Genomic DNA, 21,003 nt, shown 5'->3' on the forward strand with positions numbered 1-21,003 from the left:
GGCGATTTTTTGGATTTAATCCCTTATTATATGGGAATATTTTCACCAACCGGTTTCATCTCAGGACGCTTCATGTCTTCTTCGTCTCAACACCTTCCCACCGCCCTCGACAAGGATGCCCGCCTGGCCCGTCTGACCGCATGGCTCGGCACCCTGGACCTGGTCGAGGTGGGGAGCCTGCGCCCTGCCTCGTCCGATGCCAGCTTCCGCCGCTACTTCCGCCTCGATGTTGTGCCGGCGCTACGCGCCAAGCTGGGCGACACCCTGATCGCCATGGATGCCCCGCCCGAGCGCGAGAACGTGCCGGCCTTCATCCATGTGGATGGCCTGCTGTTCGACGCCGGCGTCACCGTGCCCGCCATCGTCGCGCGCGACGTCGACAACGGCTTCCTGCTGCTGTCCGACCTCGGCACCACCACCTATCTGCAGCGCCTCGACGCCGACAATGCCAACTTCATGTATTCGGACGCCGTCGATGCCCTGATCAAGTTCCAGCTCGCGAGCCAGCCGGGCGTGCTGCCCGAGTTCGACCGCGCCTTCGTGATGCGCGAACTGAACATCTTCCCCGAGTGGTTCGTCGAGCGCCACCTGGGCGTGACCATCGACGAGACCCAGCGCGCGCAGCTGGACAAGGTATTCGACGCCATCGCGTCCAACGTGCTGTCCCAGCAGCAGGTGTTCATGCACCGCGATTTCCATTCCCGCAACCTGATGTTCCTCGACCAGGGCAACCCGGGCGTGCTGGACTTCCAGGACGCCGTCTACGGCCCCGTCACCTACGACCTGGCCTCGCTGCTGCGCGACGCCTACATCCAGTGGGACGAGGAATTCGTGCTCGACTGGGTGGTGCGCTATTGGCAAAGCGCCAAGCAGGTCGGCCTGCCCGTGAATCCGGACATCGACGCGTTCTACCGCGACTTCGAATACATGGCCCTGCAGCGCCACCTGAAGATCCTCGGCATCTTCTGCCGCCTGAACTACCGTGACGGCAAGCCGATCTACATGGGCGACCTGCCAACCGTGATGGACTACGTGCGCAAGACCGCCAACCGCTACACCGAACTGAAGCCGCTCGCGCGCCTGCTCGATTCCTTCGAGGACAAGGCGCCGTCGGTCGGCTACACCTTCTGAACAGCGCAGGAACGCCTCCATGAAAGCCATGATCTTCGCCGCCGGGCGCGGCGAGCGGATGCGTCCGCTGACCGATACCTGCCCCAAGCCCCTGCTGAAGGTGCGCGGCCGCCCCCTCATCGTCTGGCACGTCATCAACCTGGTCCGCGCCGGCATCAAGGACATCGTCATCAACCATTCCCACCTCGGCCACATGATCGAGGAGGAACTGGGCGACGGCAGCCGCTGGGGCGCGCGCATCGTCTATTCGCACGAGCCGACGCCGCTGGAAACGGCCGGCGGCATCGCCAACGCCCTGCACCTGCTGGGCGACGAGCCCTTCCTGGCCGTCTCGGGCGACATCTACGCGCCCTACTTCGACTTCGAGCAGGCGCTCGACGCGCTCAAGGACACCGATGCCGTGGGCCAGCCGATTCCGCCCGAAAAGCGCGACATCGCCTGGCTGTACCTGACGCCCAACCCGTGGCACAACCCGGAAGGCGACTTCGGCATGACGATGTACACGCTGAGCAACGACGGCGACCCGAAATGGAATTTCGCCGGCATCGGCGTCTATCGTCCGGAGATGTTCGATGGGATCAAGGCCGGCGAGTTCCTGAAATTCGGCCCGCTCATGCGCAAGTTCATCGACCAGGGCCGCGTCGGCGGCGAGATCTACGACGGCCAATGGGTCAACGTGGGCACCGTGCAGCAGCTCGAAGAACTGAATGCGCCGCCGAAGACGGCGCACAAGCCATGACGGCGGCGCCCGAGGCCGACTACGCCGCGCGCCGCGCGCGCCTGGCCGCGCGCATGCAGCCGGGCGCGGTGGCCGTGCTGCCGACCGCGCCGGAAACGACGCGCAACGGCGACAGCGAGTATCCCTACCGCCACGACAGCTACTTCTACTACCTGACCGGCTTCAAGGAGCCGGACAGCGTGCTGGTATTGGTGGCCGCGCACGGCGAGCGTCCGGCGCGCTCCATCCTGTTCTGCCGCGAAAAGCATCCCGAGCGCGAGATCTGGGACGGCTTCCGCTACGGGCCCCAGGCCGCCCGCGACGCCTTCGGTGTCGACGAGGCGCATCCGATCGACGCCATCGACACCGAACTGCCGCGCATCCTGGCCAACGCGCCGGCGCTGTACTATGCGCTGGCGTCGAACGCGGCGCTCGATGCGCGCGTACAGGGCTGGGTCAAGGCCGTGCGCGCGCTCGCGCGCAGCGGCACGACGGCGCCGGATGCCTTCCATAACCTGCTGCCCCTGCTCGACGAGATGCGCCTGGTCAAGGACGACGCCGAGCTGGCCATCATGGCGCGCGCCGGCGCCATCTCGGGCCAGGCGCATGCGCGCGCGATGCGCGCCGCCCGTCCCGGCGTGTTCGAATACGAACTGGAAGCGGAACTGCTGTACGCGTTCCGCAAGAGCGGGGCCCAGTTCCCGGCCTATACCTCGATCGTCGCCTCGGGCGCGAATGCCTGCGTGCTGCACTACAACGCCAACGACCGGCAAACGCGGGACGGCGAGCTGGTGCTGATCGACGCCGGCTGCGAGCTGGATGGCTACGCGTCCGACATCACCCGCACCTTCCCCGTCAACGGCCGCTTCAGCGACGCCCAGCGCACGCTGTACGAACTGGTGCTGGCGGCGCAGGAAGCGGCGTTCGCGGCGATCGCCCCGGGCCGGCCGTACAGCGGCTTCCACGAGGCCGCGCTGCGCGTGCTGGTGCAGGGCATGCTCGACCTGGGGCTGGTCGACAGGAGCCTGTACGCGAGCGTGGACGACGCCATCGCCGCCAAGGCCCACGTGCCCTTCTACATGCACGGCACCGGCCACTGGCTGGGCATGGACGTGCACGATGTCGGCGCCTACCGCGACACCACTCACGCCGACAAGCCGTCGCGGCCCCTGCGAGCCGGCATGGTGCTGACGGTGGAACCGGGCATCTACGTGCGCCCCGGCGAGGGCGTGCCCGAACAGTACTGGAACATCGGCATCCGCATCGAGGACGACGTGGTGGTTACCGACGACGGCTGCCGCATCCTGACCGGCAACGCGCCCAAGAGTGTGGCCGAGATCGAGGCCCTCGTGGGACGGGGTGAATGAGGACCGGATGAGCGCAATGAACGAGAAGGAAACCATGCAGGTGGACGTGGCGATCTGCGGCGCCGGCCCCGTCGGCCTGGCGCTGGCGGCGCTGATGGCGCAACGGGGCGTCGACGGAAAGCGCATCGTGCTGGTCGACGCCAGGGCGCTGGGCCAGGCGATCTCGGACCCGCGCTCGATCGCGCTGGCCTGGGGCAGCCGCATGCTGCTGGACGACGTCGGCGCCTGGTCCGCCGTGGCGGGATCGGCAACGCCCATCCATGACATCCACGTCTCGCGCCGCGGCCACCTGGGCCGCAGCCTGATGGACCGCGCCGAGCACGGCCTGGAAGCCCTTGGCTACGTGGCGCGCTACGGGGACGTGGTCGATGCGCTGGCCCGCGCCTGCGAGCGCGCCGGCGTGCAGGTGCTGCGTCCCGCGCGCGTGGCCGCGCTGGAAGAACACCCCGACCGCGTGCTGCTGCAACTGGACGACGGCCGCCAGGTCGACGCGCGGGTGGCGGTGCAGGCCGAAGGCGGCGTGTTCAGCAGCCAGGAAGAACGCGCGCAGCGGCGCGACTACGCGCAGACGGCGATCATCGCCCGCGTGTCCAGCAGCGCCGCGATCCCGCACCGCGCCTTCGAACGCTTCACCGACGAAGGCCCGCTCGCGCTACTGCCGCAGGACGGCGCCGACGGCCACCAGTACGCGCTCGTGTGGTGCGTGCATCCGGACCGCGCCCAGCGCCTGCTGGACCTGGGCGCCGACGACTTCCTGCGCGCCCTGGGCGAGGCCTTCGGCGAACGCCTGGGCAGTTTTACCCGCGCCTCGGAACGCGTCGCCTTCCCGCTCGGCCTGAACGCCGACGCCCGCTTCACGCGGCGCACGGTCGCCATCGGGAACGCGGCGCAGACGCTGCACCCGGTGGCCGGCCAGGGCCTGAACCTGGGGCTGCGCGACGCGGCGGTGCTGGCCCGCTTGCTGGCGCGCTCATTGGATCGTGACGCCGGCCCGGAGGCGATCGCGCAGTTCGCCGCCGAGCGCGAACGCGACCGCGGCGCCGTCATCCGCATCACGGACACGATGGCGCGCGTGTTCGCGAACAGGGGGCCCTTGCAGCCGCTGTTCGGGCTTGGACTGGCGGCACTGGACACCTTCAAGCCGGCGCGCACGCTGCTGGCCGAGTTGATGATGTTCGGACGGCGGTAACGCTAGGGGTCAGAGCCCGGTGTTGCTTTTCAAAGGGCTCTGACCCCGGTGTTGAACGGAGCCACCATCACTCCACCGCCTTCACCATCGTCTCGATCACCTTCTTCGCGTCGCCGAACACCATCATCGTGTTCGGCTGGTAGAACAGGTCGTTGTCCAGCCCCGCATACCCCGACGCCATCGAGCGCTTGTTGACGATGATGCTCTTGGCTTTATACGCTTCCAGGATCGGCATCCCCGCGATGGGCGACTTCGGGTCCTTGGCCGCCGGGTTCACGACGTCGTTCGCGCCCAGCACCAGCACCACGTCGGTCTGGCCGAACTCGCCGTTGATGTCTTCCATCTCCGCCACCTGGTCGTAGGGCACCTCGGCCTCGGCCAGCAGCACGTTCATGTGGCCCGGCATCCTTCCGGCCACCGGGTGGATCGCGTAGCGCACCTGCACGCCGTGGTGCGTCAGCTTTTCCGCCAGTTCCTTCACCGAGTGCTGGGCGCGCGCCACGGCCAGGCCGTAGCCGGGCACGATGATGACGGATTCCGCGTTCTGCAGGATGAAGGCGGCATCCTCGGGCGAACCGGACTTCACGGGGCGCTGCTCCTTGGCGCCGCCGCCGTCCCCGCCCGCGGCCTCGCCGCCGAAGCCGCCCAGGATCACGTTGAAGAACGAGCGGTTCATCGCCTTGCACATGATGTAGGAAAGGATCGCGCCGGAAGATCCCACCAGCGAGCCGGCGATGATCAGCATCGAATTGTTCAGCGAGAAGCCGATGCCGGCCGCCGCCCAGCCCGAGTAGGAGTTCAGCATCGACACCACCACCGGCATGTCGGCGCCGCCGATGGGGATGATGATCAGGACGCCCAGCACGAACGCGAGCACCGCCATGATGATAAATGGTGTCCAGGCGGGCGCCGCGCCGTCGGAGAAGCAGAACACGAGGCCCAGCACGACGATCGCGATCGCCACCGCGAGGTTGATCAGGTGCTGGCCCGGATAGCGCACGGGCGCGCCCTGGAACAGGCGGAACTTGTATTTGCCGGCCAGCTTGCCGAAGGCGATCACGGAACCGGAGAAGGTAACGGCGCCGACGAAGGTGCCGATGAACAGTTCCAGCCGGTTGCCGAAGGGGAGCGGCTCGCCGTGGGCGGCGATGTTGAAGGCCCAGGGTTCGGACACGGCGGCGATCGCGATGCACACGGCGGCCAGGCCGATCAGCGAGTGCATCGCCGCCACCAGCTCCGGCATCTTGGTCATCTCGACGCGGCGCGCGGCGATCGTCCCGATGGCGCCGCCCACGACCACGCCCAGCAGCACCAGTCCGAATCCCATGGAACCGGTCTGCATCTGCTCCTTCAGCTTGACCATCAGGGCGATGGTGGTGACGACCGCGATGCCCATGCCGGCCATGCCGAAGGCATTGCCCAGGCGCGCGGAACCGGGGGAGGACAAGCCCTTCAGGGCCTGGATGAAGCACACCGACGCCACCAGGTACAGCAGCGTCACGACGTTCATGCTGACGAAGCTCATGCGGCCTCCTTCGCCTTGGCGGCATCGGGCACGGCGGCGGCTTGCGCCGCGGCGGCCGTCTTCTTCGGCTCCTTCTTCTTGAACATCTCGAGCATGCGCTGGGTGACGAGGAAGCCGCCGAACACGTTGACGGCGGCCAGCGCCACCGCGACGGTGCCGGCCACCTGCCCCGCCAGGCCTTCGGTCAGGCCCGCCGCCAGCATGGCGCCGACGATGATGATGGCCGAGACGGCATTCGTCACCGCCATCAGCGGCGTGTGCAGCGCGGGCGTGACGTTCCACACCACGTGGTAGCCGACGTAGATCGCCAGCACGAAGATGATCAGGTTGATGATCGTGTGACTGATTTCCATTTGCGCTCTCCTGTCTCCGTTTTTGTGGTTCGCGTCATGCCGCCCGCAGCACGTCGCCGCCCTGCGCGACCAGCACGGCGCGCACGATCTCGTCCTCGCGGTCGACGGCCAGCCGGCCCTCCTTGTCGATGACGAGCTTGAGGAAGTCGAGCACGTTGCGCGCATACAGGGCGGAGGCGTCGGCCGCCACCAGCGCCGCCAGGTTCGGTTCGCCGATGATGGTCACGCCGTGCCTGACGACCGTCTTGCCGTATTCCGTCAGCGGGCAGTTGCCGCCCTGGGCGATCGCCATGTCGACGATCACCGAGCCGGGTTTCATCGCGCGCACGGTCTCTTCGCCGATCAGCGTGGGCGCCTTGCGGCCGGGGATCAGCGCGGTGGTCACGACGATGTCGGCCAGCTTCGCCCGCTCGTGCACCAGTTCGGCCTGGCGCCGCATCCAGTCGGCCGGCATCGGGCGCGCGTAGCCGCCCGTGCCCTGGGCGATCTCGCGCTCCTCGTCGGTGACGAAGGGTACATCGATGAACTTGGCGCCCAGCGATTCCACCTGTTCCTTGACGGGCGGGCGCACGTCGGACGCCTCGATCACGGCGCCCAGGCGTTTCGCCGTGGCGATCGCCTGCAGGCCGGCCACGCCCACGCCCATGACCAGCACGCGCGCGGCCTTGACGGTGCCGGCGGCCGTCATCAGCATCGGCATGAAGCGCTGGTAGGCATTCGCCGCCATCATGACGGCCTTGTAGCCGGCGATGTTGGCCTGCGAGGACAGCACGTCCATCGATTGCGCGCGCGTGATGCGCGGGGCCGCTTCCAGGGCGAAGGCGGACAGTCCGCGCCGGGCCAGGGCGCCCATGCCGTCGGCGTCGAACGGGTCGAGCATGCCGACCAGGGCGGCGCCCGGCTGCATCAGGGCCAGTTCCTCGGCGGCGGGCGCGCGCACCTTCAGCACCAGCTCGGCGCCCAGGGCCTCGGCCGCGCTGCCGATGCGCGCGCCGGCGGCCACATAGGCGTCGTCGGTGACGGAGGCGGCCAGGCCCGCGCCGGACTGCACGACCACGTCGTGCGCGGCGGCCAGTTTCTTGACGGTTTCGGGTGTGGCTGCGACGCGGGTTTCGCCTGGCTTCGTTTCGGCCGGCACGCCTATCTTCATGATGTCTCCCTATCATTGATAAACTGTCTAGAATCTAGCATGGCGGGAATCCTCGGGTGGACGAGGCGTCAAGCCTTACCCACGCCACATGGTTTCAGTGGTTTTTCGTAAACAAAAGCCAATTCTGCAATGTTGCCCGTCACAGCTCGTAAAAAGCCCCTATCTTCTTGTCATAGATCAATATTCGCCGAAATCCAACGTGTTGCGTCGCAGCGTGCGCGTAAGCAATGTGCGTTCCATCAAGGTAGAATGTCGGCTCATTTTCAAGGACGCGCATGACCCATACCTTCAGACCGTCAGTCACCGTTGCCGCGATCATCGAACGCGACGGCCGTTTCCTGCTGATCGAAGAGGAGACCAGCGATGGCATCCGCCTGAACCAGCCCGCCGGCCACCTCGACCCGCTCGAATCGCTCGAGCAGGCCGTGATCCGCGAGGCGCTGGAAGAAACGGCGCACGAATTCATCCCGGAAGCGCTGGTGGGCATGTACATGTCGCGCTACCACTCGAAGTCGCGCGGGACCGACGTGACCTACCTGCGCTTCACCTTCTGCGGCAAGGCCGGCAAGTCGTTCGACCAGCCGCTCGACGAAGGCATCCTGCGCACGCTGTGGATGACGCGCGACGAGATCGCCGCGTCCCAGGACCGCCACCGCAGCCCGATCGTGCTGAAATGCGTGGACGACTACCTGGCCGGCAAGCGCACGCCCTTGAACCTGCTGTACACCGACCACTCGGTCTTCGAGGGCGGAATCTAAATAGCGAAGAATTGACATGAGCAAGAAAAAAGTCGTGATCGGGATGTCGGGCGGAGTCGACTCCTCGGTCGCGGCGTGGATGCTGAAGGAACAGGGCTACGAGGTCGTCGGCCTGTTCATGAAGAACTGGGAAGACGACGACGACTCCGAATACTGCTCCACGCGCCAGGACTGGATCGACGCGGCCAGCGTGGCCGACGTGGTCGGCGTGGACATCGAGGCCGTGAACTTCGCCGCCGAGTACAAGGACCGCGTGTTCGCGGAATTCCTGCGCGAATACCAGGCCGGCCGCACGCCGAACCCGGACGTGCTGTGCAACGCCGAGATCAAGTTCAAGGCCTTCCTCGACCACGCGATGAAGCTGGGCGCCGACCTGATCGCCACCGGCCACTATGCGCGCGTGCGCCACAACGGCGCGACCGACCGCTTCGAGCTGCTGAAGGCCTTCGACGCGACCAAGGACCAGAGCTACTTCCTGCACCGCCTGAACCAGGCGCAGTTGTCGAAGGCGCTGTTCCCGCTGGGCGAAATCCCGAAGACGGAAGTGCGCAAGATCGCCGAGAAGCTGCAGCTTCCCAACGCGCAGAAGAAGGATTCGACCGGCATCTGCTTCATCGGCGAGCGCCCGTTCCGCGAGTTCCTGGGCCGCTATCTGCAGCACAAGCCGGGGCCGATCAAGCTCGACAACGGCCAGACCGTGGGCGAGCACGTCGGCCTGTCGTTCTACACGCTGGGCCAGAGGAAGGGCATTGGCATCGGCGGCCTGAAGTCGCACAAGAACGCCGACGGCACCAGCGAGCCGTGGTTCGTGGCGCGCAAGGACATCGCCACCAACACCCTGTATATCGTGCAGGGCCACGACCACCCGTGGCTGCTGTCGCAGGAACTGGGCGCCGGCCAGGCCAGCTGGATCGCGGGCGAGGCCCCCGAACCGCGCGCGCTGTCGGCCAAGACCCGCTACCGCCAGGCCGACGTGGCCTGCAGCGTCGCGCCGCAAGGGCTGGAGCGCTTCACCCTCGATTTCGCCGACCCGCAATGGGCGGTGACCCCGGGCCAGTCGGCCGTGCTGTACGACGGCGACGTGTGCCTGGGGGGCGGGATCATCGACGCGGCCAGCGCAGTCTGAACCCACCGTCGCCCCTGCGCAGGCAGGGGCGGCGCGGGAAAGTGTTGCATCGATCCTGCAAAATGTATCGTTTCCCGCGCCGATTATCATTTCTCCATCGCAACTGCAACGAAAATATCGTAATCTTCGGTTATATTGCCTTACGGAAAAATCCAATCAAGGAAACATCATGGCCGAAGACATCGACAACAATGCAAACGAAGTGCTCTCGTTCCGCCTGGGCGGTGAAGAGTACGCCATCAGCATCCTCAAGGTGCAGGAAATCCGCGGCTACGATGCCGTCACCCGCATCGCCAACGCGCCCGAGTACCTCAAGGGCGTCGTGAACCTGCGCGGCATCATCGTGCCGATCGTCGACATGCGCATCAAGTTCAACGTCGGCGCGCCGACCTATGACGCGTTTACCGTCGTCATCGTTCTGAACATCAACGGCCACACGATCGGCATGGTGGTCGACAGCGTGTCCGACGTCGTGACGCTGACCCCGGAGCAGATCAAGCCGGCGCCGGACATGGGCGCCAGCGTGTCGACCGAGTTCCTGCGCGGCCTGGGCACCGTGGGCGAGCGCATGCTGATCCTGCTGGACATCGACAAGCTGCTGGGCTCCGAGGAAATGGGCCTGCTTGCCGCCGCCCGCGCCGCCGCCTGATCGCGACAACACGCAGTACCAGTAATACGCAGCACCATCCGCAGTATTCGCAGTGCCTCTCCCGGCCACGGCATGACGCCGTGGCCGTCTCCGCCTCACTTCCGACCATTGATATGAAACTGGGAAACCTGAAACTTCGCACGCGCCTCGTGCTCGGCTTCGGCGTCATCTGCGCCATGCTCGTCGTCGCCCTCGCCCTGGGCATCGGCATGCTCCGCCACCTCAACCAGGGCACGAAGGACATCGTCCAGACCCGCCTGCCCAAGATCGAGGGGGCCACCAAGTTCCTCGACCAGGTCAACAACATCTCGATCGCGCAGCGCAACCTGATCCTGAACGAAGACCCGGCCGACCGCCAGTCGCAGATGGCCGTCGTCATGAAGAGCCGCGCCGCGATCGAGGAGCTGCTCGCCCATGACGGCACCGATCCGGAAATCGCGACGATGCGCGAGCTGAACGAACGCTTCCTGAAGGTCCAGCAGGAACTGCTGGCACGTATCGACAGGAACGACCTGGCCGGCGCCAAGACCTACCTCGTCACCGACTTCCGCCCCGTGCTGCAGGACCTCAAGAAGGCCATGAACGCCCAGATCAAGAAGCACCGCGACCTGATCCAGCACGCCGGCAGCGACGCCGAGGCGACCTACCAGCGCGCGCTGACGCTGATGTCGGTGCTCGGCCTGGCGATCCTGGCCGCCGCCGGCGCGGTGGCCTGGCGCCTGTCGCTGTCGATCACGCGTCCGCTGGCGCAGGCGCTGGACGTGGCCAATACCGTGGCCGCCGGCGACCTCACCAGCCGCATCGAGGCAAGCGCGAACGACGAGGTGGGCCAACTGCTGCAAGCCCTCAAACGCATGAACGAGAACCTGGCACGGACCGTGTCCACCGTGCGCGGCGGCACCCGCACCATCGCCACCGCCTCCAGCGAAGTGGCGGCCGGCAGCATGGACCTGTCGAGCCGTACCGAGCAGCAGGCCAGCGCGCTGGAGGAAACGGCATCGTCGATGGAAGAGCTGACCTCGACCGTCAAGCAGAACGCCGACAATGCGCGCCAGGCCAATATGCTGGCGGCCGGCGCCTCCAGCGTGGCCGAGCGCGGCGGCGCCGTGATCGAGCAGGTGGTCGGCACCATGAACGAGATCGACGCCGCGTCCGGCAAGATCGCCGACATCATCGGCGTCATCGACGGCATCGCCTTCCAGACCAATATCCTGGCGCTGAACGCGGCCGTCGAGGCGGCAAGGGCCGGCGAGCAGGGCCGTGGCTTCGCGGTCGTCGCCGGCGAAGTGCGCAACCTGGCCCAGCGCTCGGCCGCCGCGGCCAGGGAAATCAAGGAGCTGATCGAGGATTCGAGCGGCAAGGTGGCGAACGGCAGCAAGCTGGTGGCCGACGCCGGCGCCACGATGACGGACATCGTCGACAGCGTGCGCCGCGTCACGGGCATCATGGCCGAGATCGCGAACGCCAGCCAGGAGCAGACCGCGGGCATCGAGCAGATCAACGCCGCGATCGCCCAGATGGACCAGGCGACCCAGCAGAACGCGGCGCTGGTCGAGCAGACCTCGGCCGCGTCGGCGGCGATGCAGGAGCAGGCCGACAAGCTGGCCCAGGCCGTGGGCATCTTCCGCCTCGACCATGAGGAAGCGGCGGCACCGGCGCCGGCGGTGCGTGCGCAGCCCGTGGCCAGGAAGGCGATCGCGGCGGCCAAGCCGGCTGCCGTTGCGCGCAAGCCGGCCGTGAAGGCCGAACCGGCGCTGCGCAAGCGGCCCGCGATGACGACCGAGAGCGATTGGGAAGAGTTCTAAGCCACGCAATCGACACCGTCGCCCCTGCGCAGGCAGGGGCCAATTTTGTCTGTGCAGGTACGCAGACAACATTGGGTCCCCGCCTGCGCGGGGACGACGTTTTTGGGCTAACGCTATACGAGCACGAGCACCTGCTCAACCTGCTCCCGCTGCTTCGCCACCCACGCCTCGAACGCCTCCGCCTCCAGCGGCCGCGCATACAGATAGCCCTGCGCCTCGTCGCAGCCGGCCCCCTTCAGCACCTCCGCCACCGCGTCCGTCTCGACGCCCTCGGCCACCACGCGGTGCCCCAGGTCGTGCGACAGCGCGATCATGGTCGCGACCAGCGAGCGCTTGCGCGCGTCGCGCTCGATGTCGCGCACGAACGAGCGGTCGAGCTTGACCACCTGCGCCGGCAGGCTTTGCAGGTAGGCCAGGCTGCTGTAGCCGGTGCCGAAATCGTCGATGGCCAGGTGCACGCCGGCCGCGTGCAGCGCCTGCAGCGCCGCCGTCGCGCGGCGCGGGTCCTGCATCAGCGCGCTCTCGGTGATTTCCAGCGCCAGGCTCCCCGGCGGCAAGCCGTGGCGGCGCAGGCCGTCGACCACGCGCACGCAGAAGTCCGGCTCCAGCAGGTTCACGGCCGAGACGTTGACCGACAACTGCATGGCCAGGCCGGCCGCGCGCCATGCGGCCAGCTGGTGCATGGCCGCTTCCAGCACCCAGTTGGTGGTGGCGCGGATCATCGACGTGCATTCGACCACGGGGATGAACTCGGCCGGCGACACGTCGCCCGTCTCCGGATGGCGCCAGCGCAGCAGCGCCTCGGCGCCCGTGCAGGCGCCGTCCGCCAGGTCGACCTTGGGTTGGAACACGAGGCGCAGCTGGCCCTTGCGGCCGGCCGCCGCGCCGTCCAGCGCGGCGCCGAATGCCTCGACCAGCCAGAACCGGCGGCGGTAGGCGGCGTCGCGCTCGGCCGAGAACATGGCCACGCCATCGCCCTGGTCGGACGCCTGCTGGACCGCCGAATGCAGGTCGTGCAGCAGCTCGCCCGCCAGCGTGACGCGCATGCGGAACGGCGCCACCCCGATGCGCGCCGTGGTGACGAAGCGCGCGGTGGTGGACGCGGCGCGGCGGCGCAGCCAGTTTTCCAGCTCGGCGCAGAAGCCGATCGGGTCGGCCGCGCGCGGAGCGACGAAGGCGAACGCGGTCGGCGCCAGGTGGTACACGGTGGTGTCGCAGCCGAAGCTCGCCTTCATCAGGTCCACGGCCTCGGCCACGATCTCGTCGATCCAGGGCGCGCCCAGCGCGCGCACGGCATTGCAGGCCTGCTCGGGACTGGCCAGGCTGACCAGGGCCGCCAGGCGCGCTTCGCCGCGCGGGCAATCCTGGCTCAGGTCCTGGTAGTCCTCGATGAACTGCTGGCGGTTCGGCAGCCCGCTGGCCGGATCGACACGGCCCAGCGCATGGCGCAGCTCGATCTGGGCCATCGCCATCGCCGCCAGGTCGGACAAGGCCGCCCGTTCGGCGTCGCTGATGGCGCGTGCTTCGTGGCCGAGCACGCACAGCGCGCCCAGGCAATGGCCGTCCTGCGTGACGAGCGGCGCGCCCGCATAGAAGCGGATGCCGCCGGCGGCCAGCAGGCTGCCGCGGTAGCGCGCGTGGTGCAGCAGGTCGGGAACGACCAGCATCGTGGCCGTCTCGGCCACCTCGGCGCAGGGCGCGCCCGCGCGCGGGATCGTGTCATGGTCCACCCCCACGCGCGACTTGAACCACTGGCGGTCGCTGTCGGTCAGCGAGATCGCCGCGATCGGCAGCCGGAACAGCGCGGCGGCCATGCGCGTGATGCGGTCGAAGGCTTCGCTGGGCGGCGTATCCAGCAGGTCCAGCCTGCGCAATGCTTCCAGGCGCGCCGCTTCGACCGGAAAGCGTGGGGATAGATCCATGGTAAAACGCAATGCCTTATTTGATGGAATTGACTAATTCGTCGAGTTTGACGATATACTTGCTGTCAGTCAACAACTACTTTCGATAAGTTACTGTTTGTTTTTAAATGATTATGAACACAATCAACCGAACGGTATAACCTTGTATTGGCCGCGCATCGACATCAAATCCATCAGATTTGTTGATGTATGAAAAGTCCCCAAGTAAAATAGATCAATCGTCCTTTTTGGATCAGCCATGTCTCTCTCGACCCAAGTCGACACCCAAGACCCCGTGTTGACGACCGCCGCGGCCGCACGCCTGTTGGGCGTCGCCGTCAGTACCGCCCAGCTGTGGCTGGAAAGCGGAGCCCTTCCCTCCTGGAAAACCCCGGGCGGCCACCGCCGCGTGCGGCTCAGCGCCGTGACCCGCCTGCTCGAGGAAAAGGCGGGGCGCAGCCAGGCTGCCTCGGCGCCCCTCGTCCTTGCTCCCGATCCCGAATTCCTGCCCGTCGCGGCGCCGCGCTATCCGGTGCCCGCCGGCGAGCGCGCGCGCCTGGCCGCGCTGCAGGCCAGCGGCCTGGTCGACAGCGCGCCGGAAGACGTGTTCGACCGCCTGACCTGGCTCGCGACCCAGGTCACCGATTGCCCGATCGCGCTGATGACGCTGCTGACCTCGAAGCGCCAGTGGTTCAAGTCGCGCGTGGGGATCGACATGCCGGAAACCGCGCGCGAGAGCGCGTTCTGCAGTCACACGATCCTGCAGCGGGGTCCGTTCACGGTGGAGGATGCGACGCGCGACGCGCGCTTCGCCGACAATCCGCTGGTAACCGGCGCGCCGCACATCCGTTTCTACAGCGGCGTACCCCTGGTCGATGCGAGCGGCCATGCCTTCGGCACCCTGTGCGTGATCGACCGCGAGCCGCGCCGCCTGCGCGACCGCGAGGCGAAGGCGCTGGCCGAACTGGCGGCGATCGCTTCCGAGGAACTGCAGCGCCGTACCGGCTGAGCGCGCCTAGGCCGGCTGTGCCGGATCGGTTCCGGCGCGGTGCTTCTTGACGATGGCCATGACGGTGCTGCGGATGGTGCGCAGCACCGTGTCGGCCTTGAACGGCTTGACGATGAAGCCGTGCACGCCGCGCGCCACCGCCGCCTGCACGGTGGGGGCGTCGAGCGTGCCCGAGACCATGAAGATCAGGGTCTTGGGCAGTTCGGCGCGCAGGCGCTCGACGATGCCGCTGCCGTCCTCGACCTGTTCGCGCGCGATGCAGGCGATCTGCGGATGGTGCTTGATCGCCAGCGCATAGGCGGCGACGCCGGTATGGGCCTGGCCGACGACGTCGTAGCCGCCGTCGGCCAGGACGGTGTTGAGCAGGCCGCGCGAGATCGCGTTCGAGTCGACAATGATCGCCTTGAGCATCGTTGGATTCCTTGTTCGTTCTATTCAGGCCTCGTAGGCCAGCATGTTCCAGGTGACGCCCAGGCGCACGTCCAGCTTCAAGTGGACCAGCTTGCGCGAGATCTCGAGGATCTCGCGTTCGGCCCGCAGGCGCTCGCCCAGCGGCGTCTTGAGGATGCCCGCGCCGGCGATGACCGCATCCAGGTCGCCGTAGGCGTTGAGCAGGCGCGCCGCCGTCTTCATGCCGATCTTCGACACGCCCGGCACGCCGTCGGTGGGGTCGCCCATCAGCGCCAGCAGGTCGTGCAGGCGCTCGGGCGCGACCCCGAAGCGATTGCGCACCCATGCGTCGTCGTGCCACTCCCCCTTGAAATGATCCCACACCAGGGCGCCGTGGGCGACCAGGATGTGCAGGTCCTTGTCGGTGGTCGCCACCACCGCCTCGCCCCGCCCTTCGGACAGCCAGCGCATCACGCCAGTGGCGATGACGTCGTCCGCTTCCACCTCCGGCAGCGCCAGCACGTGCAGCCCGGCCGCGCGCAGGCGCTCGTGGAATTCCGGCAGCGCCGCGCGCAGCACGTCCGGCATCGGCGTGCGTCCCTCGCGGTAGCGCGGATACAGCGCATGGCGCCAGTTCGGGCCGCCGTAGTCGAAGGCGGCCAGCACGTGCGTGGGCGCATGCGCCTCGAGCAGGTTGCGGAACGACGAGAACGCATGGCGCAGCGCGATGCTCGCCTTCAGGTCCGAGTCCGGCTCGGGGCTCGCCTCGTACACGCGGCGCACGATGTTCAGGCCGTCGATCGCCAGCAGCTTCGCCATGTCCCGCGCCTGCCCTTCCTTACTTCACGAAGTCGTACTTGCCGCCGCGCGCCAGCGCGCGCTGGTAGGCGGGACGCGCATGGATGCGTTCCAGGAAGGCGACCAGGTTCGGGTATTGCCCGTCCAGCCCGCCGCGCGCCGCCGCGGCTTCCAGCGGGAAGCTCATCTGGATGTCGGCGGCCGAGAAGGCGCTGCCGGCGAACCAGGTGCGCTTGCCCAGCTCGCCTTCGAGGAAGGCCAGGTGCTGGCGGATCTGCGGCATCACGAAGCTGTCCTTGACCTTGGCGGCGATGCCTTTCGCGATCGGCCGCACGAAGAACGGCGCCGGGCCGCTCTCGACGCGGTCGAATACCAGCTTCAGCAGCAGCGGCGGCATCATCGAGCCTTCCGCGTAGTGCAGGAAATAGGTGTAGTGCAGGCGCTCGGGCGTGCCGGCCGCGGGTGCCAGCGGTCCGTCCGCGCGGCCGTCGCCATGGCGGCCGACCAGGTACTCGACGATGGCGCCGGACTCGGCCACCGTAACGTCGCCGTCCGTGATCACGGGCGCCTTGCCGAGCGGGTGCACGGCGCGCAGTTCGGGCGGCGCCAGCATTGTCTTCGGATCGCGCTGGTATTTATTGATCTCGTATTCCAGACCGAGTTCCTCCAGCAGCCACAGGATGCGCTGGGAGCGGGAATTGTTCAGGTGATGGACGACGATCATGGGATTCCGTGCGGTAATGATGGTCGCCAGCATAGCACTGTTGCCGGCCCGCCCAAAATCGATGGGAGAAACATCCACCCTGAACGTAGCCTCTGAGCAACTTTTGTCGCTGCGGCGGCGCCCCGCACTAAACAATGGGGCTGGCGGCGCGCACGATTGCACGCCGCAACACCCTTGGGTACTATGCTTTGATGCAACTTTTGACAACGTTGCTCTTTCAACCCAGCACCCGTGGAGAGTCCATGTCGCGCCTGCCGTCCCTGTCCGTCCTTCCCCTCCTGCTCGCCGCTTTGCACGGCACCGTCCAGGCGCAGACCGCGCCGATGGCCCCCGACATCCCCGCCGCGCCGTTCGCCACCACGGTGCCGAACGCCGACTACGTCAAGCAGGAGTTCATGATCCCGATGCGCGACGGCGTCAAGCTGTACACGGTGGTCGTGATCCCGAAGGCGGTCATGCAAGGCAAGGCGCCGATCATGCTGACCCGCACCCCGTACAACGCGGCCGGCCGCGCCGGCCGCATGAAGAGCCCGCACATCACGTCGATCCTGGGCGACGGCGACGACGCCTTCATCGAGAACGGCTACATCCGCGTGTTCCAGGACGTGCGCGGCAAGTACGGTTCGGAAGGCGACTACGTGATGACGCGCCCGGTGCGCGGCCCGCTCAACAATACCCAGGTCGACCACAGCACCGACGCGTACGACACCATCGACTGGCTGGTCAAGAACGTCCCGCAATCGAACGGCAAGGTCGGCATAGTCGGCTCCTCGTACGAGGGCTTCACCGTGCTGATGGCCCTCGTCGAGCCGCACCCGGCGCTGAAGGCGGCCGTGCCGATGAGTCCGATGGTCGACGGCTGGCGCGGCGACGACTGGTTCCACAACGGCGCCTTCCGCAACCCGAACCTGGCCTATATCGCCGGCCAGAATGCCGCGCGCGGCAAGGGCGAGCAGATCGTCACCGGCGTCTACGACGACTACGAGGCGTTCCTGCGCGCCGGCTCGACCGCCGACTTCGCCCATGCCTACGGCGTCGACCAGCTGAACTTCGTGAAGAAGCTGTTCGAGCATCCGGCCTACGACAGCTTCTGGCAGGAGCAGGCGCTGGACCGCATCCTGGCCAAGCGCCCGCTCGCCGTGCCGACCATGACCGTCGTCGGCCGCTGGGACCAGGAAGACATCTACGGCGCCTACGCCACCTATGCCGCCGTCGAGCCGCAGGACAAGACGAACAAGCTGAACTCGCTGGTCGTGGGCCCGTGGCGCCACAGCGGCGTGAACTACGAGGGCTCGACGCTGGGCGCGCTGAAATTCACCGGCGACACCGCCCAGCAATTCCGCCGCGACGTCATGCTGCCCTTCTTCAACCAGTACCTGAAGGACGGCGCGCCGGCCTTCGACACCCCGCCCGTGTGGTCCTACCAGACCGGCGTGAACCGCTGGCGCCGCCTCGAACAGTGGCCGCTGGCGCAGGCGACGAAGCCGCTGTACCTGAAACCGGGCTTCGGCCTCGGCTTCGACAAGATGGAAGGCAAGGTCGACAAGGCCTCGTCCTTCGACGAATACGTGTCCGACCCGGCCAAGCCGGTGCCGTTCGTGCCGCGCCCCGTGCGCATGGGCGACGGCAACGTCTGGAAGCCGTGGCTGGTGACCGACCAGCGTTCGTATTCGGACCGCACCGACGTCGTTACCTACGTCACCGGACCGCTGTCCGCCCCGCTGCAGCTGGCCGGCCAGCCGATGGTCAACCTGTTCGCCTCGACCTCGGGCACGGACAGCGACTGGGTCGTGAAGCTGATCGACGTGTACCCGGACGAGAGCGCGGCCCAGCCGGACATGGGCGGCTACCAGCTGCCGATCGCGATGGACATCTTCCGCGGCCGCTACCGCCAGGGCCTGGACAAGCCCGTCGCGGCGACGCCCAACAAGGCCGAGCGCTACCGCTTTGCCCTGCCCAACGTCGACCACGTATTCCTGCCGGGCCACCGCATCATGGTGCAGATCCAGTCGAGCTGGTTCCCGCTGTACGACCGCAATCCGCAGACCTTCGTGCCGAACATCTTCCATGCCAAGCCGGCGGATTACCGCAAGGCCACCCAGCGCATCTACCATGCGCCGGGACTGGAGAGCGCGATCGAGCTGCCTGTCGTCGATGCTNGCCGAACATCTTCCATGCCAAGCCGGCGGATTACCGCAAGGCCACCCAGCGCATCTACCATGCGCCGGGACTGGAGAGCGCGATCGAGCTGCCTGTCGTCGATGCTGCTCAGCAGTAAATCCATTCCCTTCCACAACACATTGATTTCATTGGGGAAATTTGAAAGGAAAAATGTCGCAAGCCGGCGACACGGATACTGAACAGCCAGGACTTTCATCGGAGACAAGAGTACGCTTGGCGTGTTGTTCCCCACAGCACGCCAAGTTTCCATCGAGGTCCAAACATGAAGCATCTGATATCCGCCGGCGCCCTGCTCGTCTGCAGCGCCTTCGCCCAAGCCCAAACCACCCACTGGACCTTCAGCTACGTCGGCTTCTACGACCGCGAAGCCGCCACGTTCCTGTCCGACATGCGCATCGAAGGCTCGTTCACGGGCGTCGACGCCAACCTGGACGGCGTCCTCGATCGCAGCGAACTGACCTCGCTGCTGGTCGGCACGCGCGACTACGTCACCTGCGGCGGCGCCAGCCTTCCCGGCAATTACTGCGGCGCCGACAGCTTCCATTTCTCCACCAGCGACGGCCTGTCGTTCAGCCTCGGCGAATACGGCGGCGACCCCGAAGGCTGGTCCGGCGGCGGGCACCTGATCGAGTCCGGCAAGATGAGCTACGAGTACACGTACAACCCGGGCGGCAGCTACGAGCACCACCTGGACTGGACCGACGCCACCACGCTGAACATGGCCTCGGTGGCGCCGAGCATCATCACCTCGGTGCCGGAGCCGGGCGAATGGGCGATGCTGGCCGCGGGCCTCGTGGGCCTGGGCGCCTGGTCGCGCCGCCGCCGTTCCTAGAAATCAGCGCAGGCGTCAGAGCAGGGGTCGGAGCAGGGGTCAGAGCCCGGTGTTGCTTTCCAAGGGCTCTGACCCCGGTGTTCCGCCCGCGGCATAGGAACAGTACGACACCGCACCGAACCAGAACGCGCCCACCCCTAGACTAGGGCACATGGGCGCAATCCACATCGGCATCTCCGGCTGGCGCTACCCGGCCTGGCGCGGCGTGTTCTACCCTCCCGGGCTGGTCCAGGCGCGCGAACTCGACTACGCGGCGCGGCAGCTGCCCACCATCGAGCTGAACGGCTCCTTCTATTCGCTGCAGCGCCCGAACAGCTACGCGGCCTGGTACGAGGCGACGCCGCCCGGCTTCGTGTTCGCCGTGAAGGGCAACCGCTTCCTCACCCACATGCTCAAGCTGCGCGGCATCGAGGCGCCGCTGGCCAATGTGCTGGCGTCCGGCATGTTCGCGCTGCGCGAGAAGCTCGGCCCCATGCTGTGGCAATTCCCGCCGCAACTGCGCTTCGAGCCCGAACGCATCGACGCCTTCCTGTCCCTGCTGCCGCACGACACGGGCCGGGCCCTGGAGCTCGCGCGCGGCCACGACGACAAGCTGGACGGCCGCGCCCTGCTGGAGATCGACGCCGTGCGGCCGCTGCGCCACGCGGTGGAGGTGCGCCACGAGAGTTTCCGCTGTCCCGCATTCATCGCCCTGCTGCGCAAGCACAACGTCGCGCTGGTCGTGGCCGACACGGCCGGCAAGTGGCCGGACTTCGAGGACGTGACGGCGGATTTCGTCTACATCCGCCTGCACGGGGAGCACGAGCTGTATGCGAGCGGCTACGAGGATGCGTCCCTGGAACGCTGGGCGGAGCGGATCCGCGCCTGGAGCGCGGGCGGACAGCCGGAGAACGCGCGCCTGGCGTCGGACGAGGCGCCGGCGCGCAGGAAGAGCCGGGATGTGTACTGCTACTTCGACAACGACATCAAGGTCAGGGCGCCGCAGGATGCGTTGCGCCTGATGGCGTTGCTGGATCTGGCATGGCGGCCGTAGGGTGGACAGCTCCGCTGTCCACGCGTTCGACGATCCCCTGGTTCGCCGCGGCGCATGCTCGTGTCGAACGCGTGGACGGCAAAGCCGTCCACCCTACCTCACGTGCAGCTTGATGACCTTGCGCCCCTGCGCATCGCGCTCCGGCAACGGCGCCGCCGGCGCGCAGGTATTGCAGCCGCCGCTGTCGCAGCCGCCGCCGCAGCTCGAGCCCGTGTCGAGCCACTCGACCAGGCGGCCCTTGCCGGTGCCGTTCGAGAGGGTATAGACGAGGCGCTGGCGCCAGGCCTTGGGCAGGTATTTGGCGCCGGCATACAGGGCCGCCAGCAGGACGACGAATGCGACGATCAGGTATTGGAGCAGCATG

At 67.3% G+C, this 21,003-nt stretch carries 20 protein-coding genes; 12 read left to right on the forward strand and 8 right to left on the reverse strand.

Annotated elements, in window-relative coordinates:
• The first annotated feature begins 72 nt into the window (after window positions 1-72).
• The 4 genes from QPK32_RS13675 to QPK32_RS13690 are packed head-to-tail and all read left to right on the forward strand — an operon-like array spanning window position 73 to window position 4,405.
• Window positions 73-1,131 carry an aminoglycoside phosphotransferase family protein gene (locus tag QPK32_RS13675; RefSeq protein WP_290413368.1) on the forward strand — a complete coding sequence of 353 codons (1,059 nt, stop codon included), beginning with the start codon at window positions 73-75 and terminating at the stop codon, window positions 1,129-1,131.
• Window positions 1,132-1,150: 19 nt separating this feature from the next.
• Window positions 1,151-1,870, forward strand: coding sequence for an N-acetylmuramate alpha-1-phosphate uridylyltransferase MurU (gene murU / locus QPK32_RS13680; protein ID WP_290413369.1), 720 nt, complete (start codon window positions 1,151-1,153; stop codon window positions 1,868-1,870).
• On the forward strand, window positions 1,867-3,216 hold the full coding sequence (gene pepP, locus QPK32_RS13685) for a Xaa-Pro aminopeptidase (protein WP_290413370.1): 1,350 nt from the start codon (window positions 1,867-1,869) through the stop codon (window positions 3,214-3,216). Before murU ends, pepP begins: the two co-directional genes overlap by 4 nt.
• 16 nt (window positions 3,217-3,232) lie before the next feature.
• Complete coding sequence (locus QPK32_RS13690; RefSeq protein ID WP_290413456.1) at window positions 3,233-4,405, forward strand: FAD-dependent monooxygenase; 1,173 nt, start codon at window positions 3,233-3,235, stop codon at window positions 4,403-4,405.
• Window positions 4,406-4,472: 67 nt separating this feature from the next.
• On the opposite strand, the gene QPK32_RS13695 is transcribed toward QPK32_RS13690, so the two are convergent.
• The 3 genes from QPK32_RS13695 to QPK32_RS13705 are packed head-to-tail and all read right to left on the reverse strand — an operon-like array spanning window position 4,473 to window position 7,433.
• Window positions 4,473-5,930 carry an NAD(P)(+) transhydrogenase (Re/Si-specific) subunit beta gene (locus tag QPK32_RS13695; protein WP_290413371.1) on the reverse strand — a complete coding sequence of 486 codons (1,458 nt, stop codon included), beginning with the start codon at window positions 5,928-5,930 and terminating at the stop codon, window positions 4,473-4,475.
• The gene (locus QPK32_RS13700) at window positions 5,927-6,283 is read right to left on the reverse strand and encodes an NAD(P) transhydrogenase subunit alpha (protein ID WP_290413372.1); all 357 of its coding nucleotides are present in this window, start codon (window positions 6,281-6,283) and stop codon (window positions 5,927-5,929) included. Before QPK32_RS13700 ends, QPK32_RS13695 begins: the two co-directional genes overlap by 4 nt.
• A gap of 34 nt (window positions 6,284-6,317) precedes the next feature.
• A complete protein-coding gene (locus tag QPK32_RS13705) occupies window positions 6,318-7,433 on the reverse strand; it encodes a Re/Si-specific NAD(P)(+) transhydrogenase subunit alpha (RefSeq protein ID WP_290413373.1) in 1,116 nt (371 codons plus the stop codon).
• 275 nt (window positions 7,434-7,708) lie between these two features.
• On the opposite strand from QPK32_RS13705, the gene QPK32_RS13710 reads away from it, so the two are divergent.
• The 4 genes from QPK32_RS13710 to QPK32_RS13725 all read left to right on the forward strand — a co-directional run bounded on the left by QPK32_RS13710 (window position 7,709) and on the right by QPK32_RS13725 (window position 11,771).
• Entirely contained in the window at window positions 7,709-8,191 is a 483-nt protein-coding gene (locus tag QPK32_RS13710) for an NUDIX hydrolase (RefSeq protein WP_290413374.1), read from the forward strand.
• 16 nt (window positions 8,192-8,207) lie between these two features.
• The gene (gene mnmA, locus QPK32_RS13715) at window positions 8,208-9,317 is read left to right on the forward strand and encodes a tRNA 2-thiouridine(34) synthase MnmA (protein ID WP_290413375.1); all 1,110 of its coding nucleotides are present in this window, start codon (window positions 8,208-8,210) and stop codon (window positions 9,315-9,317) included.
• Window positions 9,318-9,486: 169 nt separating this feature from the next.
• Window positions 9,487-9,966 carry a chemotaxis protein CheW gene (locus tag QPK32_RS13720; RefSeq protein WP_290413376.1) on the forward strand — a complete coding sequence of 160 codons (480 nt, stop codon included), beginning with the start codon at window positions 9,487-9,489 and terminating at the stop codon, window positions 9,964-9,966.
• 113 nt (window positions 9,967-10,079) lie between these two features.
• Window positions 10,080-11,771 (forward strand): methyl-accepting chemotaxis protein, encoded by a 1,692-nt coding sequence (locus tag QPK32_RS13725; RefSeq protein ID WP_290413377.1) that lies wholly within the window; start codon window positions 10,080-10,082, stop codon window positions 11,769-11,771.
• A gap of 113 nt (window positions 11,772-11,884) precedes the next feature.
• On the opposite strand, the gene QPK32_RS13730 is transcribed toward QPK32_RS13725, so the two are convergent.
• Window positions 11,885-13,693, reverse strand: a complete 1,809-nt coding sequence (locus tag QPK32_RS13730) for a bifunctional diguanylate cyclase/phosphodiesterase (protein ID WP_290413378.1) — start codon at window positions 13,691-13,693, stop codon at window positions 11,885-11,887.
• Window positions 13,694-13,931: 238 nt separating this feature from the next.
• Between QPK32_RS13730 and QPK32_RS13735 the strand changes: the two genes are divergently transcribed.
• The gene (locus QPK32_RS13735; RefSeq protein WP_290413379.1) at window positions 13,932-14,681 is read left to right on the forward strand and encodes a GAF domain-containing protein; all 750 of its coding nucleotides are present in this window, start codon (window positions 13,932-13,934) and stop codon (window positions 14,679-14,681) included.
• Window positions 14,682-14,687: 6 nt separating this feature from the next.
• On the opposite strand, the gene QPK32_RS13740 is transcribed toward QPK32_RS13735, so the two are convergent.
• Genes QPK32_RS13740 through QPK32_RS13750 form a run of 3 tightly spaced genes read right to left on the reverse strand, consistent with a single transcriptional unit; the run spans window position 14,688 to window position 16,593 of the window.
• Window positions 14,688-15,092 carry an ANTAR domain-containing response regulator gene (locus QPK32_RS13740; protein WP_290413380.1) on the reverse strand — a complete coding sequence of 135 codons (405 nt, stop codon included), beginning with the start codon at window positions 15,090-15,092 and terminating at the stop codon, window positions 14,688-14,690.
• Between the two features lie 24 nt (window positions 15,093-15,116).
• Entirely contained in the window at window positions 15,117-15,890 is a 774-nt protein-coding gene (locus tag QPK32_RS13745) for a 5'-3' exonuclease H3TH domain-containing protein (RefSeq protein WP_290413381.1), read from the reverse strand.
• A 19-nt stretch (window positions 15,891-15,909) separates the two neighbouring features.
• Window positions 15,910-16,593 carry a glutathione S-transferase gene (locus QPK32_RS13750; protein WP_290413382.1) on the reverse strand — a complete coding sequence of 228 codons (684 nt, stop codon included), beginning with the start codon at window positions 16,591-16,593 and terminating at the stop codon, window positions 15,910-15,912.
• Between the two features lie 242 nt (window positions 16,594-16,835).
• Here QPK32_RS13750 and QPK32_RS13755 point away from each other — a divergent pair, with 242 nt between their 5' ends.
• The 3 genes from QPK32_RS13755 (at window position 16,836) to QPK32_RS13765 (ending at window position 20,639) form a co-directional block, all read left to right on the forward strand.
• Window positions 16,836-18,953, forward strand: coding sequence for a CocE/NonD family hydrolase (locus QPK32_RS13755; protein ID WP_290413383.1), 2,118 nt, complete (start codon window positions 16,836-16,838; stop codon window positions 18,951-18,953).
• Window positions 18,954-19,036: 83 nt separating this feature from the next.
• Complete coding sequence (locus QPK32_RS13760; RefSeq protein ID WP_290413384.1) at window positions 19,037-19,606, forward strand: PEP-CTERM sorting domain-containing protein; 570 nt, start codon at window positions 19,037-19,039, stop codon at window positions 19,604-19,606.
• A gap of 151 nt (window positions 19,607-19,757) precedes the next feature.
• The gene (locus QPK32_RS13765) at window positions 19,758-20,639 is read left to right on the forward strand and encodes a DUF72 domain-containing protein (protein ID WP_290413385.1); all 882 of its coding nucleotides are present in this window, start codon (window positions 19,758-19,760) and stop codon (window positions 20,637-20,639) included.
• Window positions 20,640-20,732: 93 nt separating this feature from the next.
• On the opposite strand, the gene QPK32_RS13770 is transcribed toward QPK32_RS13765, so the two are convergent.
• Window positions 20,733-21,002 carry a DUF6587 family protein gene (locus QPK32_RS13770; protein WP_290413386.1) on the reverse strand — a complete coding sequence of 90 codons (270 nt, stop codon included), beginning with the start codon at window positions 21,000-21,002 and terminating at the stop codon, window positions 20,733-20,735.
• Window position 21,003 lies beyond the last annotated feature (1 nt).

It is taken from the genome of Massilia sp. YIM B02763 (assembly GCF_030412015.1).
Taxonomy (GTDB): domain Bacteria; phylum Pseudomonadota; class Gammaproteobacteria; order Burkholderiales; family Burkholderiaceae_D; genus Telluria.

What these genes read in the sequence shown, in the direction of transcription:
- QPK32_RS13690 (WP_290413456.1), top strand. Translation starts at nt 3,233, where the DNA reads ATGAACGAGAAGGAAACCATGCAGGTGGACGTGGCGATCTGCGGCGCC.
- QPK32_RS13740 (WP_290413380.1), bottom strand. Translation starts at nt 15,092, where the DNA reads ATGCTCAAGGCGATCATTGTCGACTCGAACGCGATCTCGCGCGGCCTG.
- QPK32_RS13705 (WP_290413373.1), bottom strand. Translation starts at nt 7,433, where the DNA reads ATGAAGATAGGCGTGCCGGCCGAAACGAAGCCAGGCGAAACCCGCGTC.
- QPK32_RS13745 (WP_290413381.1), bottom strand. Translation starts at nt 15,890, where the DNA reads ATGGCGAAGCTGCTGGCGATCGACGGCCTGAACATCGTGCGCCGCGTG.
- murU (WP_290413369.1), top strand. Translation starts at nt 1,151, where the DNA reads ATGAAAGCCATGATCTTCGCCGCCGGGCGCGGCGAGCGGATGCGTCCG.
- QPK32_RS13695 (WP_290413371.1), bottom strand. Translation starts at nt 5,930, where the DNA reads ATGAGCTTCGTCAGCATGAACGTCGTGACGCTGCTGTACCTGGTGGCG.
- QPK32_RS13765 (WP_290413385.1), top strand. Translation starts at nt 19,758, where the DNA reads ATGGGCGCAATCCACATCGGCATCTCCGGCTGGCGCTACCCGGCCTGG.
- QPK32_RS13720 (WP_290413376.1), top strand. Translation starts at nt 9,487, where the DNA reads ATGGCCGAAGACATCGACAACAATGCAAACGAAGTGCTCTCGTTCCGC.
- mnmA (WP_290413375.1), top strand. Translation starts at nt 8,208, where the DNA reads ATGAGCAAGAAAAAAGTCGTGATCGGGATGTCGGGCGGAGTCGACTCC.
- QPK32_RS13725 (WP_290413377.1), top strand. Translation starts at nt 10,080, where the DNA reads ATGAAACTGGGAAACCTGAAACTTCGCACGCGCCTCGTGCTCGGCTTC.
- QPK32_RS13750 (WP_290413382.1), bottom strand. Translation starts at nt 16,593, where the DNA reads ATGATCGTCGTCCATCACCTGAACAATTCCCGCTCCCAGCGCATCCTG.
- QPK32_RS13735 (WP_290413379.1), top strand. Translation starts at nt 13,932, where the DNA reads ATGTCTCTCTCGACCCAAGTCGACACCCAAGACCCCGTGTTGACGACC.
- pepP (WP_290413370.1), top strand. Translation starts at nt 1,867, where the DNA reads ATGACGGCGGCGCCCGAGGCCGACTACGCCGCGCGCCGCGCGCGCCTG.
- QPK32_RS13730 (WP_290413378.1), bottom strand. Translation starts at nt 13,693, where the DNA reads ATGGATCTATCCCCACGCTTTCCGGTCGAAGCGGCGCGCCTGGAAGCA.
- QPK32_RS13710 (WP_290413374.1), top strand. Translation starts at nt 7,709, where the DNA reads ATGACCCATACCTTCAGACCGTCAGTCACCGTTGCCGCGATCATCGAA.
- QPK32_RS13770 (WP_290413386.1), bottom strand. Translation starts at nt 21,002, where the DNA reads ATGCTGCTCCAATACCTGATCGTCGCATTCGTCGTCCTGCTGGCGGCC.
- QPK32_RS13700 (WP_290413372.1), bottom strand. Translation starts at nt 6,283, where the DNA reads ATGGAAATCAGTCACACGATCATCAACCTGATCATCTTCGTGCTGGCG.
- QPK32_RS13675 (WP_290413368.1), top strand. Translation starts at nt 73, where the DNA reads ATGTCTTCTTCGTCTCAACACCTTCCCACCGCCCTCGACAAGGATGCC.
- QPK32_RS13760 (WP_290413384.1), top strand. Translation starts at nt 19,037, where the DNA reads ATGAAGCATCTGATATCCGCCGGCGCCCTGCTCGTCTGCAGCGCCTTC.